The sequence below is a fragment of the Arthrobacter sp. YC-RL1 genome, assembly GCF_001454985.1.
Lineage (GTDB): Bacteria > Actinomycetota > Actinomycetes > Actinomycetales > Micrococcaceae > Glutamicibacter > Glutamicibacter soli.
Window position 1 is genome coordinate 483,748 of the sequence record NZ_CP013297.1, and the last position, 19,441, is coordinate 503,188.

General features: G+C 57.9%; 13 protein-coding genes and 3 pseudogenes. 7 read left to right on the top strand and 9 right to left on the bottom strand.

Annotated elements, in window-relative coordinates; translation table 11 throughout:
- Window positions 1-37: 37 nt before the first annotated feature.
- Complete coding sequence (locus tag ATC04_RS02210) at window positions 38-1,270, bottom strand: MFS transporter (RefSeq protein WP_231735883.1); 1,233 nt, start codon at window positions 1,268-1,270, stop codon at window positions 38-40.
- 724 nt (window positions 1,271-1,994) lie between these two features.
- On the opposite strand from ATC04_RS02210, the pseudogene ATC04_RS02215 reads away from it, so the two are divergent.
- The 3 genes and pseudogenes from ATC04_RS02215 to ATC04_RS02225 all read left to right on the top strand — a co-directional run.
- Window positions 1,995-2,530 (top strand): annotated as a pseudogene (locus ATC04_RS02215) (transposase); the annotation flags it as partial.
- 7 nt (window positions 2,531-2,537) lie between these two features.
- Window positions 2,538-2,986: pseudogene (locus tag ATC04_RS02220) on the top strand (transposase); the annotation flags it as partial.
- Between the two features lie 102 nt (window positions 2,987-3,088).
- On the top strand, window positions 3,089-4,102 hold the full coding sequence (locus ATC04_RS02225; protein WP_047120315.1) for an IS110 family transposase: 1,014 nt from the start codon (window positions 3,089-3,091) through the stop codon (window positions 4,100-4,102).
- Window positions 4,103-4,422: 320 nt separating this feature from the next.
- Here the strand turns inward: ATC04_RS02225 and ATC04_RS02230 are convergent.
- Window positions 4,423-5,633, bottom strand: a protein-coding gene (locus ATC04_RS02230; protein WP_152666824.1) for an IS3 family transposase whose coding sequence is annotated in 2 segments (ribosomal slippage) — window positions 4,423-5,387 and window positions 5,387-5,633 — 1,212 coding nt in all. Because the reading frame shifts where the segments join, the coding sequence is not laid out codon by codon here.
- Window positions 5,634-5,680: 47 nt separating this feature from the next.
- Between ATC04_RS02230 and ATC04_RS19160 the strand changes: the two are divergent.
- The 3 genes and pseudogenes from ATC04_RS19160 to ATC04_RS02250 form a co-directional block, all read left to right on the top strand.
- Window positions 5,681-6,766, top strand: a pseudogene (locus ATC04_RS19160) (DDE-type integrase/transposase/recombinase); the annotation flags it as partial.
- 150 nt (window positions 6,767-6,916) lie between these two features.
- A complete protein-coding gene (locus tag ATC04_RS02245) occupies window positions 6,917-7,231 on the top strand; it encodes a hypothetical protein (RefSeq protein ID WP_152666907.1) in 315 nt (104 codons plus the stop codon).
- On the top strand, window positions 7,221-7,991 hold the full coding sequence (locus ATC04_RS02250; protein WP_231735884.1) for an ATP-binding protein: 771 nt from the start codon (window positions 7,221-7,223) through the stop codon (window positions 7,989-7,991). Before ATC04_RS02245 ends, ATC04_RS02250 begins: the two co-directional genes overlap by 11 nt.
- Window positions 7,992-8,306: 315 nt before the next feature.
- On the opposite strand, the gene ATC04_RS19165 is transcribed toward ATC04_RS02250, so the two are convergent.
- The 4 genes from ATC04_RS19165 to ATC04_RS19170 all read right to left on the bottom strand — a co-directional run bounded on the left by ATC04_RS19165 (window position 8,307) and on the right by ATC04_RS19170 (window position 11,962).
- The gene (locus ATC04_RS19165; RefSeq protein ID WP_152666906.1) at window positions 8,307-9,428 is read right to left on the bottom strand and encodes a hypothetical protein; all 1,122 of its coding nucleotides are present in this window, start codon (window positions 9,426-9,428) and stop codon (window positions 8,307-8,309) included.
- A 6-nt stretch (window positions 9,429-9,434) separates the two neighbouring features.
- On the bottom strand, window positions 9,435-9,806 hold the full coding sequence (locus tag ATC04_RS02255) for a hypothetical protein (RefSeq protein ID WP_152666905.1): 372 nt from the start codon (window positions 9,804-9,806) through the stop codon (window positions 9,435-9,437).
- 174 nt (window positions 9,807-9,980) lie between these two features.
- A protein-coding gene (locus ATC04_RS02260) for an IS3-like element ISAar3 family transposase (protein ID WP_149597804.1) occupies window positions 9,981-11,128 on the bottom strand; the annotation gives its coding sequence in 2 pieces (ribosomal slippage) (window positions 9,981-10,855 and window positions 10,855-11,128; 1,149 coding nt in all).
- 51 nt (window positions 11,129-11,179) lie between these two features.
- Window positions 11,180-11,962: a hypothetical protein gene (locus ATC04_RS19170; RefSeq protein WP_152666904.1), complete on the bottom strand. Its 783-nt coding sequence runs from the start codon at window positions 11,960-11,962 to the stop codon at window positions 11,180-11,182.
- Window positions 11,963-12,704: 742 nt separating this feature from the next.
- On the opposite strand from ATC04_RS19170, the gene ATC04_RS02270 reads away from it, so the two are divergent.
- On the top strand, window positions 12,705-13,052 hold the full coding sequence (locus ATC04_RS02270; RefSeq protein WP_082124011.1) for a hypothetical protein: 348 nt from the start codon (window positions 12,705-12,707) through the stop codon (window positions 13,050-13,052).
- Between the two features lie 631 nt (window positions 13,053-13,683).
- Here ATC04_RS02270 and ATC04_RS02275 read toward each other — a convergent pair.
- The 3 genes from ATC04_RS02275 to ATC04_RS02285 form a co-directional block, all read right to left on the bottom strand.
- Window positions 13,684-15,045, bottom strand: a complete 1,362-nt coding sequence (locus ATC04_RS02275; protein ID WP_047120313.1) for a permease — start codon at window positions 15,043-15,045, stop codon at window positions 13,684-13,686.
- Between the two features lie 283 nt (window positions 15,046-15,328).
- The gene (locus tag ATC04_RS02280; RefSeq protein ID WP_152666903.1) at window positions 15,329-17,320 is read right to left on the bottom strand and encodes a hydantoinase B/oxoprolinase family protein; all 1,992 of its coding nucleotides are present in this window, start codon (window positions 17,318-17,320) and stop codon (window positions 15,329-15,331) included.
- A gap of 1 nt (window position 17,321) precedes the next feature.
- A complete protein-coding gene (locus ATC04_RS02285) occupies window positions 17,322-19,376 on the bottom strand; it encodes a hydantoinase/oxoprolinase family protein (protein WP_047120312.1) in 2,055 nt (684 codons plus the stop codon).
- Window positions 19,377-19,441: the final 65 nt, after the last annotated feature.

Genomic DNA, 19,441 nt, shown 5'->3' on the forward strand with positions numbered 1-19,441 from the left:
TCTGGCGAGATCTCTTGAAGATGCAGGTGAGCTCTGCTCAGCTTTGGTGGGAGTTCATCGCCGCGAACGGCGAGTTCCAACGCGAAAGGCCGATGGTCAGGAGGGTGCCGACCACGGCGAAACCGCAGGTGATCCACCATGTCGAGTTCCATCCACCGGTGAGCGTTGCAATGCCGGCTAGCAACATGGGGCCGGTGAAATTGCCTATGTTGAAGATCTGCTGGATCAGACCCATGGACGCTGGTGCGGAACCGCCTGCAGGGGCCAGATCTACGGCTACGCGAGTCATGGTGGTGGGAATTGTTGCCCCGCTGATGGAGAACAAACCGACGGCGATCATCTGGATCCACAGCAGATGCGGCGGGTAGGTGAAGACGAACGTAACGGTTGAGGTTGCTGCCATCAGGACAAAGCCCACCAAGAGCATGGTCCTGCCGTTGGCACCCCTGTGCAGCAGAGAGCCGCTAATGATTGCCCCGACCGCATTGAGCCCGCCGACTACCGCGGTGATCAGTCCGCCGGTGACGGGGGAGAGGCCGAAACCTTCATAGATGGTCGGAAGGAATCCTACGACCGCCATCCACTGCACTGTATAGCAACCGAAGATCAATCCGCTGACCCAGACTCGTCCAGATTTCGCGGTGATGCCGATCCGGCGTGCGGCCTCGCGCATACCAGCGGAACCCGCAGGAGCGTCAGGACCCACGAACTTCAACACCAGCGGAATCGGCAACAACGTCAGCGCAGCTAGAATCCACCACCAGGTGCTCCATGAAATGTGCTGCAGGACAAGCGCAGTGCTGAAGACCCCGAGGAACGTCGCCATACCCATGTAGGCAGCCCACCAGCCGACAGCCATGTTCAGGTTCTTCCACGGCGCGTGCAGGCGGACCAACCCTGGGCCCATCACGGTCGTCATGATGACACCGGCTCCCTCGATGATACGGGTCGCCAGAAGTTCGTAAGCGTCTTGGGACGCGCCACCGAGCGCGGAGCCCAGGACGAGTAGCAACAGCCCGAGCAAGAGCGTTCGCCGCTGGGAAATCACTTCTGAAAGCAGCGAAACGGCCAGACCGCCGAGCATGCCGGCCACTTGGACCACACCCAGCAGGATTCCTGCGAACAGCAGGGAGAAGCCCAGTTGCTCCTGGATCATGGGCAGGGCCGGAGCGAGTTTCCAAATATGGAGACCTGCAACCACACCGGAAGTCACGATGATGACCCAGGCGGCATTGGTGCGCTGTTGGACTTGTTGCGATGCTGCGGACACCGAATGGACTCCTTCTTCGTGCGGGTCCGCCATCAGCTTTATGATGTGAAGACCCCATGGGATTCTTCCACGCATTGATAACTATCCCCAACGTTGTGTCGTTGAACGGGAAATAATGCGGTGCGATACGAAAGCAACGGTTATTCGTTTTCAATTCAATTTCAGAGGAGGATAAAGCTGCTGAGCATTCAACGAAACCCATTCGGCGTTCTCCAGCCGCAGAGAGGCCTAGACCAAGGTGACGGACTTGCTAGATCAGAAGACGGCCATATTCGAGCAATGGTGGGCTGAGCTCTCAAGCGGTTCTGGGTTTGTAGGAAGAGAAGAATTCTCATGTTTCCGCGACCTGCGCCATTTGAAATCTATAAATGGGGGTTGTCCAAGATAGATTGATGTATTGAAACTACGAGTGAGTTGGGAGAAAATGTCTAACAATCATGTGCAGCGGGCAATGACTTTATTAAGTTCGGGTTTGGACGAGTTCATTACCGGCTCTTCAGAAATAAGAGTGTAACCGCCTAAACCCAACACCCCGGATCCCGGGCATGTCGCCAAAGCACGAAAAAGTCGAGGATTTCGCGAAGAATGGAAGTTACCACACAAACATTCTCGAATGACCTCGACGTTGCACAATCCTATCTTCAAGCTACTAGACCTCACGACCTTCGCCGGCCTGGACCCGCTGGGCCTGACCGCGATCGGGCAGCATCTGGGCGCAGCGAAAGCCGAGATCCTCTGCCAAGTCACCCGGCAGCGGGTCCAGCGCGAACAGCATGGCCGGTGAGCACGCGAAAGGTGACCCCTGTATCAGTGCCGGCGCCCCTGATCACGGGGCTTTCCTAGCCACTGACAAGCAGAAAGCCAAGCTCGAAAACCTGTTCAAGGCGCCGGAGTATGAGCCGGTGCATCTGGTCTGGAGCGTGTATCAAAAGATGGTCGATGCCTACCGGTAGCCGAAACTCGGCATCGGCCGGTGGGCCTTGGAGCAACTGATCAACGAAGCAGGCACGAAGTTGGCACGAAGATGCAGAAGGGGCTGCCGGAACTGAAGAAGCTCGGCGGCACCTTGCGTCGCAGGAAAACGGATATCCTCGATTACTTTGACCATGCAGGTAGCTCCAACGACCCAACTGACGCGCTAAACGGCCGCTTGGAACACCTTCGGGGTATCGCGTCGGGGTTCCGGAATTCGGCGCACTATATCGCATGGTCACTGTTGGGGCCGGCGGTTTCAGACCCCGTTTACCCCCTGAATCCTGAAGAGCCTTACACGGCTCCGAGCATCGAAGCCGCGGGCATGGCCCTGGATGATTTCGCAGGGCCCGAACTGGGGCGGAAGTATCCGTCGGCGGTGGCCACATGGCGCAACACGTGGGAACGCTTCACCCCGTTCCTGGCATTTCCGCCCGAGCTGCGCAAGGTCATTTACACGACGAATGCGATTGAGTCGATGAACTACCAGCTGTGCAAGGTCACCAAGTCCCGTGGGCATTTTCCGTCGGATGCGGCGGCGATGAAGATGCTCTGGCTGGCGATCTGCACTATTGAGGACAAGCAGGCCCGGGAGCGGTTCAAGAACGCGCAAAGAAGGGGCGGATCCCGCGGGCCGGTGCTGGGGCGCATCTGGTGGAAGGAGCCGGAACGAACGGCTGGAAGCAGGCTTTGCAGCAGCTGGCGATGGCGTACCCGGAGCGGATTGAACCGTATTTGAAGTGATTGTTACGAAGCCCTGAATAACCCTTGTGACTAGAGGGCTTACACAAACAATCTGACAAGCTCTACCTCTGCTAAACAGTTGCAGAGAAATACGATTACGTCATCGGAATCGATACTCACGCGCGAACCCACACCTACGCCATCATCAACACCCACACCGGCAGCAGGGAAGCTTGCCAAACCTTCCCCGTCAGTACCCCGGGGATGAACAGAACCGTCGCCTGGATCCAGCGCAACACCCAAGGGCAATGCATCGCCGCAGTCGAAGGAACCCGATCCTACTGGGCGACGATCACCCACGCCCTGACCGAGCACCAGGTAGCAGTTGTCGAGGCGAAACCGCCACGGAGAAAAGACCAGGCCGGCCGAGGAAAATCCGACACTATCGACGCGACCACCGCGGCCATGAGCCTGTTACCGAAAGACATTACCAAGCTGTTGCAGCCCCGTGATGAAGGCGCTAGAGCGGCGTTGAGCATCATCTCGGCCAGTCGCGCACGGATTGATGTCCACCGAACTGCGAACCGCAACGCGCTCTCAGCGCTGCTGCGTACCTACGATCTGGGAATGGATGCCCGTAAGCCTTTGAGCGTCCGCCAGATCAAGCAGGTCAGCAGGTGGAGAGAGCATGAGGCTGACACGATCGATCAAAAGTTCGCCCGGGACGAAGCGAAGTTCTTGGCGACAAGCATCATGGCTGGTGATCAGATGCTGAAGGAGAACAGTCGAGCGATGTCTGAGCTCGATGAGCAGCTGGCTCCGGAACTGCAGCAGGTCTTTGGCTTGGGGCCTGTGACCACAGCATGGATTCTCATGGTCTATTCCCACCATGGGCGTGTTCATTCTGAAGCCGCGTTTGCCGCTCTGGCTGGCGTTGCTCCGTTACAAGCTTCCTCCGGAAACCACGAACGTCACCGGTTGAACCGTCATGGAGACCGGCAGCTGAACAAGGCGTTGGACGTGGTCGCGCGGACGAGGATGGGACATGATGAGGCGACGAAACGCTATGTTGAGAAACGTACGGCTGACGGTTTGAGTCCGAAGGAAATCAAACGGATTTTCAAGCGCTATATCGCTCGGAGCATCTATCGTCAGTTGCAGGTGATTATGGCTTGACCAAGGTCATAGAAGGGTTGTGGACACTGAATCTCATGGCTTCGTAGACAACCGATCTCATGGCTTCGTGTGTCCTGTCTCATCACTTTGTGGACACACGAACTCATAACTTCGTGGACACCATGTCTCAACAGTTCGTGGACAAATCAAGCCCGCTTTCTGGCACTGTCGAAATCATGACAACTGCCCTTCCGCCGCGCGTGCGATCCATGATCATCAACTTCGACCCCACGCAACCAGATGCCCTGAGCATCAGCGAATGCTGCAAGATGAGCTGGTCAAGTTTCTGAGACACAATCTTTGATTTTTCCTAAATACCCTCAAGCCGCAAGGGCCAAAGAATTCCTTTCCCAATACGAGTCCAGCACTGTCTGGGGACTGACCCCTCCATTGGCCGTATGAGGCCGTTTCCGGTTGTACCAAACCTCGATGTACTCCATCACCGCGGTCCGCGCCGCCACCCTACTGGTGAACGCCCGGTGATGGAACATTTCGTTCTTGATCGTCGAGAAGGTCGACTCGGCGACGGCATTATCCCAACACACCCCGGTGCGGCCCATCGACTGCCGAACCCCCTGCCCGGCGCACCACCCCTGGAACGCATCCGAGGTGTACTGTGTGCCTCGGTCTGAGTGGAAAACGCTGCCAGGACGGATGAAACCCCGGGATACAGCCATTTCCATCGCGTCGATGACTAACTGCGTTTGCATGTTCTCCGCCATCGACCAACCCACGATCTGACGCGAGTACAAATCGATCACCGTCGCCAGATACAACCAGCCCTCCCCGGTTCGCAGGTAAGTAATGTCGCCAACCAACTTCGCCCCAGGACGCGAGGAACGGAAGTCGCGCCGGCCGAGCTTATCGACCATATGGTTCTTGATATGTGCCGTCCGAGCCTGATGATCACGCACAGTCGTGGTCTTGAACGCGCTCATCCGCTTAGCCTGGATACCCAGGTCTTTCATGATCGACAGGATTGTGGATTTCGGAATCTCTTCGTCCTGGTTATTGCGGATCAAGTTCACCAACTGGCCGGCGCCAGCAACCTGATTGGACGCCTCGTATTCGTCCTGAACCAGTTTCGTCCGGTGCGCCCGCAAAACTTTGGCTTCGCTCAGCTGTTCGGAGGGGTTCAGCCACCGATAGTAAGTAGCTCTGGAAACGCTGAGTTTCTGGCACATCCACTTCACCGGATACTGGCCGGTATGGGATTTGATGAAGTCGAAGATTGCGCTTATTTCTTGCTGTTTGACGCGAAATAGGCGCTGACATCTTTTAAAAATTCGTTCTCCCGTTTCACCTCCAGCAGTTCCTTGCGCAGTTTCTCGTATTGAGCCCACTCCACCGGGCTTCGTTCTTCGGTTTCCGCTTCAGGGTGCTCAGCGCGATAGGCGCGGACCCAGTTGCCCAGGGTTCCTTCGTTGATGCCTAAGGATGCTGCGACCTCGATGAGGCTCTTCTGGGACGAGATCACCAATTCGACCGCTTCGGCGCGGAATTCCGGGGTGAACTTCTGACGTTTGGTCATGCACTCATTCTCCTACGAACGCGTGTCTCACAACATCATGACAGCTCAAGACTCAAAAAATCTCCCGAAGTATTTTCTATCGACTTCGGCACAGAGCAATCAACGAATCGGCTGCGGCTCTCCACCCGCAATCCAGAGCACCAAGAGAACCAGCCAGGAAATACGGCCCAGAAGTGATCAACGAGCTGGTGAAGATCCGCCAGAAACTCACAAAGGATGGGTGGGACTACGGACCCAAAACCATTCACTACGAAGCAACGATCAACGAAGACACTTTCCCAGGCGGCAAGATTCCGTCAATTGCTACAATCGGCCGCTTACTGGCCGGCGTGGGTCACGTGGACCGCAACCCTCGCAAGCGACCCAAATCTTCCTACGTTCCCTTCGCACGGTCAACGGCCATGGCCCTGTGGCAACTTGATGCCTTTAAATACCGAACAGCCAAGAACCAGCTCATCACCGTGTACCAGCTCAGACAGACCCGGAAAGCGTACTTCTTCGTGGCGTCCTTGCCGTATTCCGGGCTGGTGTTCTGCAAAGCGTTTAGCACGATGAAGCAGGAGTCCTGGAATCAGGCGCACGTGAACGCGCTGTCCTTCTATGGTGGGGTTCCCCAGCTGATCGTTCCGGATAACGCGCACACCGCTACGCGTAGGCGTCGAGGCAAGGACTCCGAGGTTGTCGTGACCGCAGCGTACCGCCAGCTGGCAGAGCATTACCAGTGCGCCATCGTGCCAGCCAGAAAGAATCGCCCCCGCGACAAGGCACATGTTGAGCGGATGGTCCAGGCGGTGGAAACCCGGATCATCGGCTATCTGGCCTCCCAGACATGGTCGTGCTTGGACGAGCTCAATGATGCGGTGCATGAGCGGCTGGTGGATCTGAATGACCGGTTGCGCCGGGTCAACGGGAGCACCCGGCGTGAGCTCTTCGAGGCGGAGGAAGCCGCGTTGCTGGCGCCATTGCCGGATGATCCGTTCGAATCGGTGGAATACAAGCAGTTGAAGGTGGGCAGGAATTACCACGTCACTAGCGACTACCAGCATTATTCGGTGCCCTATGAGCTGGCTGGGAAGATCCTCTCGGTGCGGATGACCGCGCGCACGGTGAGCATGTTTGATGGGCAGGTTTAGGTCTGCGAGCATGCGCGCAAGACCGGGCGGCGGGGGCAGTATTCCACCGAGCTGGCCCACGCTCCTGAGCATCATCAGCAGGTGCAGGGATTATGGTCCAGGGAATGGTTCGTCGCCGGGGCTAGGGCGTTCGGTCCGGCCACGGTCCAGGTGATCACGCAGATCCTGGATCGCAGCAAGATCGAGGCTCAAGCCTTTCTGGCCTGCCGCAATATCCTTTCGGAGCTGGGCAAGAAGAAGACGCTGCTGGAGCAGGCATGCCAGGAGCTGCTGAACGTGAACGGTTATCCCACCTACACCTCGATTAAACGGATCATGGCGACGCTGGCCCTAGCCAGGGAGCAGGCCGCCGCCGTGCCGCCGGCGCCGCAGAACGTGAAGGATCTGAGCGGGGTGCAGGACCTGCCAGGGGTTTTCGTGCGCGATGCCCAGCTCTACCGGGGGTTCGGTGGGCATGATGCTTAACAGCGAAGATCACCAGAAAATCAAGGAGCTTCGCCTGACGGTGTTTGCCCAGAAGTTCTTCGAGCTGGTGCAGGATGAAGCCAATGACAAGCTACTGCCGGAGGAAGTGTTCATGGCCGCGGTGGAGCATTCCTTAGATGCACGCCGGTCGAACCGGGTCGACCGATTGATCAAGCAAGCTCGCTTTCCGCTGCCGCAGGCCTCGATTGCCGAACTGCATTACGGGCCGGGACGGAAGATCGATGAGGCGCGGATGAAACGCTACGCCATGCATCAGTGGCGGCACGATCCGACGAATTTGCTAATCATCGCGCCCAGCGGCGGCGGGAAAACCTATGTTGCGTGCGCTATCGGCATAGCCGCCTGCCACAGCGAGCATTCGGTGATCTATACACGGATGGACGTGCTGGCCAGGAAGTTGCTGATCGCGCGCGAGAACGGTCGGGACCATGACGCGTTGTTGGAGAGATTACGGGAGGCTGACCTGTTGATCGTCGATGGCTTCCTCACGGTGGGTTTGGACCAGAACATCGCCAGTGATGTTTACGGCGTGCTGGCGGATCGGGAGCACCGGCTGCCAACGGTGATCGCCAGCCAGACCGACCCGTCGTATTGGGTGCAAGTGATGCCAGACCGGGTGGCCGGGGATTCCATCGTGAACAGGTTGGCGAACAACACCAGGTGGCTGCTGTTGGGAGATGCCGACATGCGCAAGTTGAAGCATGAAAAGGCGCGGGAGTCGGCTGACTTCTGGGAATAGGTTTGCCGTCCGTTCCCTGATAGCTCGTCCCGAGCCTTCTCCCTCATAGCGTAGTGGCTCAGAGCCCCTCACGGGGTTCTGAGCCGTTACGGAGCGCCGCTTCCAGCGCTACCAACTGCCCGGAATCGCACTATCAGGTAGCCGGGGTCCGTCCTACCAGGTCGCCGGAATACAACTACCAAGTGACGCTATTTGGCAAGCAGATGCAAACGGCTGACATTTGGCCAGCTTTCTGGATTCCTTTGACTTCCTCAGGGCAATGAAGGCAAGCTCTTTCTTACTACCGAGTCGCTCAGATAGACAGGTGAGGATGGATCATGGTTGTTGAGGTAGTACGGGATCCTGACGACTAACCGGAGAATACTTATTGAGTAATATCGGTAAGAAACTTACAAATTCGAGCACAATTGATTCAAGCAGATCAGACGCATTTTCTGGTAAGTCACGTGCTTGGTGAAAAAGGAAGTTCCTGACCATATAAAAGTGAGAATCTAGTGTATCTCCTTGCTCAATATTTACGGATTCGAGAAAGTTATTGCACGCTTCTCCGAGAGGTTTTATATCGACATTATCTTCAACATATTTATTGATTAATTTGCCAATTCGAATATTTTCTTTGCTGACTTCTTGTAGTTTGCGAATGTATTTTCGATAATTTGCGGAATCTCTTGCGTCCGTAGAAACACTTATCTCACCCAAGATAGATTCGACTTCCAACCGGTAGACTTGCTCGATGAGCAATTCAATTATTTGATACAAGAAGAAGAACTTTAGAATTGGGTTCTTGTTGTAGGCTACTGCGGACGTTAGCAGCTTGGATACTACATGCGTCTCGGCAAATTTCTTTGAGACAGGTCGAATCTTAATCGCATTAGATTGCTCCAACTTTGGGGGATTCCAAGCGATTTTTGTGCTGCTGCCGTGTCGGTCGTATATGTACCCATGCTCAACTAGACTAGGAATGTATCTATCAATAGAAAATTCACCATTGGGTACATTGCTTAGGCATATTACAAGAAAGCACAGATCCTCGTGAAATAGTTCAGAAAAATTTATTTCTTGTTCTCCGTGAGGAACAGAAATAAGTCCCCTGAACTCTTCGTCGGAAAGTCCATGGTTAATTGCTTGGTAGGCGTAACTGACGAAAAGTCGCTTTTGAGCAAAATCATGGTCGATAGATCCCAGTGATGCTGAAGGAATACACATTCCAACGCGTTCTTTTTTATCCTGATCGAAAACTTCTCGAATATCGTTCTCTGCGATGGCCCGATAGAATAGTGGAACTACTTTATATTTGTGAGATAAGGTAGGTTTGAATAGATCGAGGGGTGTAGTCACCTCGAGAAAATTAGTTGTATCCTGATCGTTTTCGGTTACCGTGAAGTTATGTGTACCATTGTGGATTTTACCAATCCATCTAATTTTTTCATCTTTCATGGAAATCTAGAAATTCTGCGCTTGGTATTTGCGAAGCGCGGTTTTTGCTGCAAGTTGCAGATTCAAGTAACTTTCCGAATCTGGGTTGAATAAATCTCTGAAGTAGAAGCTGAAAAAAGTTCGTTGGGCATTGCCAATTTTCTTGGCGTTTGACTTTAGCCATGAAAGAGAGCGATTGATTTCTTCGAGATAGGTGTCGCCCCCGGGTTCGATGCGTGGGATAACGTCGAAGACGGATTCAAGTCCCGCGATGATCTCAAAGTCGATAAGCTTTCCCAATGCAGCTCCGAGGCCCGACATCGCCTGCGGTTTCTTGAATACCTGCATCGAGCTCTTACCAAATGGGGCAGAGTCGAGTTCAAGATACTCTTCTGACAAGTAACCCGCGGTTTCCTCGGAGGCAATTTTTTCGATTAGTGCGTTTACTATTCGCACAAACTGTTCGAATAGTTCTGAAGTCTCATCCTCGCGAGAGAGTTTTTCTAGACTATTGATGTTCTCAAGAATATCCGCTTTATCGATATGGTTGGGTCCCTTTAAGCAGTCCAGCAGCTATGCGATAGCTAACTGATTCTCTCTAACCCACTCATCCCAAAACCGGGACGGCGTCAACCCATCCAAAGACCCATGGGGACGCTCATGATTGTAAATGTCTTTCCATTCATCAGCCAAATACTTCGCTTCCACCATAGTGTCCATAATTTCCCCGGAAAGCTGTTCACGCCGGAACTGCGCATTGAACGACTCGATAAAACCGTTCTGCCAAGGTGAGCCCGGATCGATAAACGCAGTGGACACCCCCACAGTGTTGCACCAATCCACCAGCGCGTCAGCAGTGAACTCAGGCCCGTTATCACACCGCACAAACGTTGGCTGGATCCCAGTTTCAGCAATGATGTCCTCCAAAACAGCCACCACATCAGCAGCTTTAAAAGACCTGCGGGGAATGATCGCCAAAGCGGTCCGCGTGTACTCATCAATGACATTGAAGAACCGGATATGACGGCCACAAGAAGTGACATCCGACTGGAAATCAAAGCTCAGTACATGCATCGGGTACTCGGCGGTCAACCGCTTCTGTTCCCCAGCGTCTGGGCCGGTGCGCCGCTTCTTTCGACGCTTGGGCTTACAGACCAAGCCTTCTTCTCGCCATAATCGTCGGATGCGCTTGCTGTTCAAGACAGTGTCATTCCATCGTTCGGTGGCCAGCAAGTGCCAGCGGGCTTTGCGCCACCCCCACGTTGGATGCTTAGACGCGACAGCCCTCAAGTCGGCTCGTAGCTGCGCTTCGTCAAAGCTCATCGGTGTTTTTTTCTTACGTAGTGCCGAGCGGTTCTGGCCCAGAACGTGGCAAGCGAAGCGTTCGGACGCCCCGAATTTTTCCATCGCCATCCGTACAGCACGGCGGCGTGGTTCGGGGCTTAGAATTTTCCCTTGGCAACCTCAGTAAGGATGTCGTTGGCGAGCATCTGATCAGCGAGCAGCTTCTTGAGGCGCGCGTTTTCCTTCTCTAGCTCCTTGGTACGTTTGCTGGCTTCAGCGTTTTTCTCGGACCCGTACTGGTTGATCCAGCGGTACCAAGTAGCTTCGGTGATCTGAAGTTCCTTGATGACCTCGATCATCGGGTGTCCGTCGTTGAGCATCTTTTGTCCTTGACGGACTTTAGCGATGACCTGGTCTGGTGTGTGTCTGCGTGCCATTGTTTCTGTGATTCCTCCTGTGTCCATTGTCGGACACGAGTACTCGCATAGTCACTGGACTACTTTCCGGGGACCCAACCAGATAGGCAGCTCATCGCGATCAAGGTAAGCATTGAAGCCGTCGATAACGTCTTTAAAGTTATACTTTCCAGGACCATTGGCTGTAGTTCCATCTGCCTCGCGAACTAGTTGAATTCCTTCTATATCTTTATCCAAATAACCCAAATATAGCATTTCAATTTGTTGACGTAATGACATCGGGGTTTGACCGGTATTAAGTGTCAACATTCTGTAAAGAATTCCTAGTCGGTTGATTCCGATATATATTTCTATACGAATGGTCGCGCTGAGCACCTCCTTCAGGCCCTGTTCATCTTCACTGCGCCGAAGTTCCTTTAGAAGGTCAAGAATTGTGTACGTTCTTTGTAGCCCATCAAGAATGATCAGGTCTTGTGCATTTTCCTTTATGTACTCACTGAGTTCTGAGTCATCGATGCGAGATGCATCGGTTGCTGAGTTGGTCAAAGCCAATACGACTGGTGGAATTATACAACCGCGTTTGAGGTCTTCTCGGAGCAATGAATATACGGTTTTTGATGATCCCACGCGTTTTCGTTGGTACACATTATTAGTCAATACGCCGGCGACTAGTTCTTCGTAGTCGCCGATTTTGATTTCAAGAAGAATGTTCCACGCATTAATGCGTCCGTCATGCAGTTTCGATGATACCTTCATTGTGTTTCTTTCTGTTGCGACGCTGTTGAATGGTCGGTTGCGTGGTTGAGCAGTTTTCTCTAGACTTGGCTTAATATGGGCTTGTTTTATTCTAGTCATAACTGATCGCTCCTGGTCTTGTGTTACGTGTTACAGTGCGTTCATGGCGCGAGACTTTATTTCTGGTTTAGCTACTTTAGTTTTACATAGAGGTGTAATTGAGCATCTGAACCTGGCTGTTTCTCCTTTGGGCCAATGGCCGTTGAGTTCCCCACCTTCCGGGGCTCAGCGGTCTTTCTGCATTTCCGGCACGCTCGAATCGGCTGAATAGCGCCGATCTTCGGGCATCGAGGTCCACTTCTTCGACATATGATTGATTCAGTTTTGATGATCTAAGTGCAATCCTGGAGTTCTAGTCTCGCGGTTCCCCTGCTCACGCCACTACAGCAGCGTCCTGCCGTTCACTGTGCACCAGTCCGCCAGCGAGCGCGTAGCCCCGGTATCCACCGCTTTTCGTATTGTCATGGGCAGGCCTGGAACGCGAAGACAAGACAAACACAACCGCAGTTATATGACCCAACACCGCTTCCTTGCCGGCGAGGATAACTGTCTATGAACCGGTGGTCTAACTCAGCCCTGGAAGACAGGGGTCTGGTTCATCTCGGTAACGTAATTAGAATGTTGTCCGCTCCCGGAGGAATCTTGACTCGTCAAAGTATTGTTCCGAAGTGACTCTTCCCGGGCTGTTACTGGCAACTCGTGGCAGCTCGTATCGCGATGTCAGAGAACTTGGAGCCGCCGCTCTTCGTCAGGCTGTAAGTGAGTCAGCAGAGATCCACCACAGACCAGAAGGAAATCCCTCATGAGTACAGTCGGCGTCACCCGCGAAGAAATCAGGGAATACGTCCACCAATACAACCTGCAGCCCCACAGCACCCTGATCGAATGGCTGCAACAGCAGCCCTTCTCCTGGGCCACGTTCTACCGATGGAACAAGGTGGTCTTCGAAGGAGACCTCGACCGCAACCTCGTTCCACGAGATCATGGAAGCATGAACACCAGCCCGAGCCAGCGATCGGCTTTCGAAAAAGCCCGTGCCAATGAACAAACAGCACATGAAGCAGAGCTTAAAGCATCGCGTGAACCCGTCCGCCAGCTCGAGGGACCAACGAGGCCCTTTGAAAAGCTATCGGGCTCTTGCACAAGCTGAACGAGCGAGTGCCCGCCATTTCGATGACCGAGGGGCGCAAGAATTCATCGCTTCGGAAAACGAACTGATCCGAACACTGGCTAGCCTGACCGGTTCTCAACGCCAAGCCCTCAAAATCACCGGGGTCTCCCGTTCGACCTGGCATTACCGGCTGAACCCACGTCCCAGAAAAGCGCCCCCGATCCACCAGAGTCAGCCCGGCTGACCGGGAATGCATCGAAGAGCGCATTCTTGTCGACTGGGCTGAGGGACTCGGTGGACCATTCTTTCGCCACGGCCTGGGATGAGGGCTTCATGCTCGTTTCTCGGCGCGCATGGTGGTGTATCGCTGCAGCGCTCGAAGTACAGATGCTCCGTCCGAAGGCGCTATGCGAGTCCGAACCGGGTATCTTTACTAGGAATCCGTGACTAAATCTGTGAACTGCATGTAACAGCCATGGAAACCAAGTTCCATGGTACGGCTGGCCTACCGCTGCAGATAATATCTCTCTACGTAGCTAATGTGTGTGCGGAATTTCTTCAAGTAGAACTCGAACTACGAAGCGTTGCTGGCCACCGGGTAAACAGCCGGTGGCCAGCAATGTGATACATCAATGCTCTGTGTTGGTGTTTTGAGAAGGCAAAGGTCGAGCTACAGCTGCTTGACCGATGCCAGCGCATCATGGTGTCGCTTGGCGCGCGCGCCCGGGTTCCAGATCGCGTAGATTGTCGCGGCCAGGACCGGCGTGATGAAGACGCCGAGGTTCGCGCCCCATGCGCTACCGGATTGGACCATGGCGATGCCCACGGCGGCGGAGATGACCCAGGCGCTGACGCCGGCGGCGTTGAATGCCGGGAACGTGCGGTCTGGCAGGTTCGGGCTGTCCGGCTGGAGCGAGAACTTCTTCTCATAGCGGATATGAACCAGGGCAATGGCAACCCAGCCGGTGACCAGCGCGCCCTGCCAGGACAGCGCCAGCAACAGGTACTGGACTACTGGCAGCAGCATGAGCAGGTAGATGATGACCGCACCGATGAATACCCACGCCAGGCTCGGCAGCTTCAGGCCCAGAGCCCGGGAACCGAATTCCTTCAGGTTGGAGATGCCCAGGGCGTAGTTCGCGGTGTTGATGCGGGTCTGGGAAACGAAGATGACCAGCAGGCCCAGCGGTCCCATGAGCTGCACCAGTGCGCCGGCGACTCCGGTTTCGGTGGCTTCTGCACCCGGGATGGTGAAGGTCAGGTAGATGCCGATCAGCGAGTTGGCGCCGAAGGCCAGGGTGTAGAAGAGCCAGCCGAAGGTGTATCGCTGGTGGACCTTGACGTCCTTGGCGCGTCCCAGCGAGGCGAAGTCCACGGTGTACATCATCAGGATCCATACGCCCATGAAAGCGGCGCAGGTGGCCAGCCAGCCGGGGCCGCCGGCGGTGAAGGGCAGGGGGCCGGTGGAGTGGGTCAGCCAGGAGCTGCCGCCGGGGTGGGCGATGGAAGCCCAGATGACCGCGGTGAGCAGGCCGCCCCAATAGATCGGCAGCAGCCAGCCGTTGATCTTGTCCAGCCAGCGCTGGATGCCTCCGGCAATCAGCGGGAGCGTGTAGAGCACCACGAGCGCGTACCAGAGCTGGATCGGTCCGCCGAACTGCGCCTGGAAGGCGTAGCCCAGGATGGCTCCTTCGAAGACCGCATAGTAGATGGCGGTGGCGGCGAAGATCAGGGTGGCCAGGACCGCGCCCTTGCGGCCCAGCAGCGTGCGGGAGAACTGCGCGACGGTCAGCCCGCTGCGCAGCGCGTAGCCGGCCAGGATCCGGTTGATGGCGCCGTAGATGACAATGGTGATGGCTAGGCCGATGAGTGTATCGATGGTGCCGTAGGCCTGGGCGAGCGATGCCCCGATGTAGATGAAGAACATGGCCGATACCAGGCCGTACCAGGCCATGGACAGCGAGCCTGCGCTCATCTTCTCCCCGGTGGGCTGCTCCACCTCGGGTAGATCGGTGGACGAGTTTGTTGACATGGAACTTCTCCTTTGGATATGGCGCGAGCCATCACATCCCGAAGCGAGTGCGCGGGTATGGCCTGGGCCTGATGTGGGTGATGCAAGGAAGAACTGCCGGGGCCGCGGGGAACCAAGAATGTCCGGGCGGGGTGGCCGGGTGAAGCGTGTCGAACGGTGTGCCGCGAGTGTCGGCGGGTGTTTGAGGCGGTGCGGGGAATGATCTTAGTGGGATCTTCCCCGCACCGCCTCGGCTGCACCTAATGGTGCAATGGGTGGTGCAATGTTGCGGATTCAGTTGAGGCTAGGCGTCCCAGTGGGCGGCCGAGCGGCGCTGCATCAGCTGGCGGTACTGGGTGGTGGAGTTCCCCAGCAGTTCGCCGGTGCCCCAGTGCAGGATCACGCCGTGGCGGCGGATGACATCCAGCATGTCCACGGTGCCTTCGCGGTAGCGGGCGGCCACCGCTTCGGCGTCCTCTTCCAGCCAGCCGCGGCGGCTGGCGCGGATCTGGGTGCGCAGCGCCTCGGTGTCCTCGGCCAGGATGCGGTAGTCGTCCAGTTCGGCGTCGACTTCCTCGATGACCACGCCGTAGTCGGCCGCGGCGCGGTCGATGGAGACATAGCCGTCAATGATGTCCTCCAGCACTTCCTCCGGGGTGCGCTCCAGCGGGTCGCCGAAGCCTCCGCCGCCGGCGGACGGGCGGGTGAACACGTCCCCTGGCTGGATCGGGACCGAGGAGAAGATGGAGCCCAGGAAGCGCTCGTCCTCGGTGCCCTGGTTCAGCCACACGCCGTGCGGGATGGAAGGCAGGCCGCCCTCGATGCCCCAGGTGATGGAGCGCGAACGGTCGCAGCAGTAGCTCATGACGGTGGAGTGCGCATCGGTGAGCATGCCGCCCTTTTCGATGCCCAGTCCGCCGCGGAAGCGTCCCGGTCCGGCCGAGTCGATGGCGATCTCGTGCTTGGTGGTCAGCACGGGGGACAGGCGCTCCTGGCCTTCCACCGGCTGCACCGCCAGGCCCGGGCCGAAGACCGGCGCGGTGGCGGACGAGCCGTCCTTGGAGGAGCGTCCGCCCCAGCCTCCGGCCATCCAGTCGTACCACATGAAGTAGTTCTCCTCGCTGGTGCGGGCATCGCGGCCGCCCACCAGCAGGTATTCCAGGTTGAACGCGCAGGCCATGGCGCGCTCCGGCATGATCTGGCTCCACAGCTCGAAGATGCCGTTCATGATCTTCTCGTACGGGCCGGAGCAGAAGCCGGTCACCGCGTGCGGCCAGCCGGCGTTCACCACCGAGCCCTCCTCGCCGATCTCCGCCTGCACCGCGGCGTAGAAGCCGGAGTTCAGCGGCACCTCGGGGAAGAAGGTCTTGGTTCCCGCATAGATGGCCGAGTGGCTGGTGCCGTAGCCGGAGTTCAGGAAGGTCGCCACCGCCGGGGCGGATTCGGACAGGTCGTAGTGGATGCCCGTGCCGTCCAGGGTCAGCTTGATCTTGATCGGCACCAGGCCTTCGCCCTTGCCCGGGTCCACGTCCAGGTAGTCGGTGGTCTCCCAGGTGCCGCGCGGCAGGTCCTCCAGCTGGCGCAGCACGATGCGCTCCACGTAGTCCTGGGTTTCCTGCATCGCGGTGACCACGGTGTCCTTGCCGTACTTCTCCACCAGGCGCAGGATCTCGCGCTCGCAGACCGCGGTGGCCTCCGACTGCGCGTGCAGGTCTCCCATGGCCTGTTCCGGGGCGCGGGTGTTGGAGACCAGCAGCTGCGCCACGTCGTGCAGGAACACGTGCTTGGAGTAGACGCGCACCGGGGTGATGCGCAGGCCCTCGCCGAAGTGCTCCTTGGCGTTCACATCGAAGGAACCCGGCACGTTGCCGCCGATATCAGCCCAGTGCCCCTTGTTCTGGGCGAAGCCGATGATTTCCCCCTGGGAGAAGATCGGGCGGATAAAGGAGACGTCGTTGAAGTGGGTGCCGCCGCGGTACGGGTCGTTGATCGCGAAGACGTCCCCGTCGTGGATGTCGGTGCCGAACTGTTCCAGCACCGCCTTGCACTGGAAGTGCAAGGTGCCCACGTGCACCGCGATGTCGCCCGAGCCCTGCATCACCGTGTTGCCCGCCGCGTCGCACAGGGCGGAGGAGAAATCGCGGGAGTAGATGACGAACGAGTAGCAGGTGCGCAGGATCTGTTCGCTCATCAGGTCCACGGAGGTGGCGAACGCGTTCTTCAGCACCTCGAAGGTGACCGGGTCCAGCGCTGGGCCGGAACTGCGGACAGCTGGGGTCTGGATAATCTGAGTCACTTTAACCCTCCGAAGAATTCTCTAGGTTGTGCAGGTGGATGCGGATGTTGCCCCAGCCGTCGATTTCGGCGGTGGTGTGCGGCGGGACCACGGTGGTGGAGTCCAGCTGGTCGATGATCGCAGGGCCTTCGAAGGTGGCGCCGGCCGGAAGCAGGCTGCGCTCGTAGACCGGGGTGTCCACCCAGCCGTCGGCGCCGAAGTACACCTCGCGGCGGGAGGCCGGTGCGCCCGGATCCGCGGTGAGCTCGGTGGCAGGCACGAAGCCCGGCTTCGGGGTCTTGCCGATGGCGCTCAGGCCCAGCTGGTAGATCTCCACCGGCTGGTCTTCCTGGCTGAAGGCGAATTCCTTCTCATGCTGCTGGTGGAAGGTCTGAACCGCCTGCTGCAGGGCGCCCGGGCCCTGGCCCATCGGCACCGCCAGCGAACGCCACTGGCCGGCGTAGCGCATGGAGATCTCGCGCTGCAGCATGGCGTCCTCGTCCGCCACGCCCTCGTGGCGCAGGCGGGCGGTGGCTTCCTTTTCCAGGGCGGCGAATTCGGCTTCCACGTCCTTCGGGTCGACCTGGTTGGCCGGGGCGTTGTACATCAGCGAGAGGTCGTGGCGGATGTCCACCAGCAGGCAGCCCAGCGCCGAGGTGACACCCGGGTTGGCGGGGACCACCACGGTCGGGATGGACAGCTCGCGGGCCACTTCCGCGCCGTGCAGGGCTCCGGCGCCGCCGAAGGCGATCAGGGCGAAGTCGCGCGGGTCGTAGCCGCGGCGGATGGAGACCAGGCGGACAGCGTCGGCCATGTTGGCGTTGGCGACCTGGACGATTGCGTGCGCCGCCTGCTCGGTGCTCATGCCCAGCGGCTTGCCGATGACCCGGTCGATGGCTTCCAGCGACAGCGAGCGGTCCAGCTCGCGGGCGCCGCCGGCCAGGGTGGTGCCCAGGCGGTTCATCGCGACGTTGGCGTCGCAGTTGGTCGGCGCCTCGCCACCGGTGTTGTAGCAGGCGGGGCCCGGGGCCGCGCCCGCGGACTGGGGTCCGTTGCGCAGCGAGCCGGCGATGTCCAGGTGGGCCAGCGAGCCGCCGCCGGCGCCGATGGTCAGCACCTCGATGGATGGGAAGACGATCGGGTGGCCGTATTCGACCTGCCATTCCTTGGTGATGCGCAGCTCGCCGCCGGAGACCAGGCAGATGTCGGTGGAGGTGCCTCCCATGTCCAGGCCCACCGCGTTCTCGAAGCCGCACTGGGCGGCGACGTGCTTGGCGGCGATGGCGCCGGCCGCGATGCCGGAGGCCGCCAGGCGGACCGGGTAGCGCTTGACCATGCGCGGGGTCATGGAGCCGCCGCCGGAGTGCAGCAGCAGCAGGTCGCCGGCGTAGCCGCCGGCCTTCAGCTCAGTGGCCAGGCGGTCCACGTAGCCGGTGACCAGCGGGGCGAGCACCGCGTTGGAGACGGTGGTGTTGAAGCGGTCGTGCTCGAAGATCTCGGGCAGGATTTCCGCGGAGGCGGAGATCGCGGTGTCCGGCAGCTCCTCCTCGAGGATCTCGCGCATGCGGATCTCGTTGGCCGGGTTGGCGTAGGAGTTCAGGAAGCAGACCGCCACGGTGGTGACCCCGCGCTTGCGCAGCAAGGCGGCGAGCTGGCGGGCCTCGGTCTCATCCAGTTCGGTAATGATATTGCCGGCGTAGTCGGTGCGCTCGGTGACCTCGAAGCGGTCGCGGCGGCGGATGTACGGGCCGGAGACGTCATTGTAGGCGTCCCACAAATCGTCCTTGGTGCCGTCGCCGATTTCAATGGCGTCGCGGAAGCCGCGGGTGGTGACCATGGCGGCCTTCGGGAAGCGGCGGGTGATCAGCGCGTTGGTGGCAACGGTGGTGCCGTGCGAGAACAGCGAGACGTCGGCCAGGTTGACCTCGGCGCGGCGCACGCCGCTCATCACCGCTTCCATCGGATCATGCGGGGTGGAGGGAACCTTGGTGACGCGCATGCTCTGGGTTTCATCATCAAAGATGCAGACGTCGGTGAAGGTTCCTCCAACATCTACGGCGACTCTTAGGTTGGCCATGATCTCTCCTCGTGGTGACGCTTGGAACTTGTGGTATCCACTGTGATGTGTGACCCACATCTCTG

Coding starts and splice junctions, on each gene's coding strand:
- ATC04_RS02270 (WP_082124011.1), top strand. CDS start 12,705: ATGAGTACAGTCGGCGTCACCCGCGAAGAAATCAGGGAATACGTCCAC.
- ATC04_RS02250 (WP_231735884.1), top strand. CDS start 7,221: ATGATGCTTAACAGCGAAGATCACCAGAAAATCAAGGAGCTTCGCCTG.
- ATC04_RS19165 (WP_152666906.1), bottom strand. CDS start 9,428: ATGAAAGATGAAAAAATTAGATGGATTGGTAAAATCCACAATGGTACA.
- ATC04_RS02285 (WP_047120312.1), bottom strand. CDS start 19,376: ATGGCCAACCTAAGAGTCGCCGTAGATGTTGGAGGAACCTTCACCGAC.
- ATC04_RS02275 (WP_047120313.1), bottom strand. CDS start 15,045: ATGTCAACAAACTCGTCCACCGATCTACCCGAGGTGGAGCAGCCCACC.
- ATC04_RS19170 (WP_152666904.1), bottom strand. CDS start 11,962: ATGACTAGAATAAAACAAGCCCATATTAAGCCAAGTCTAGAGAAAACT.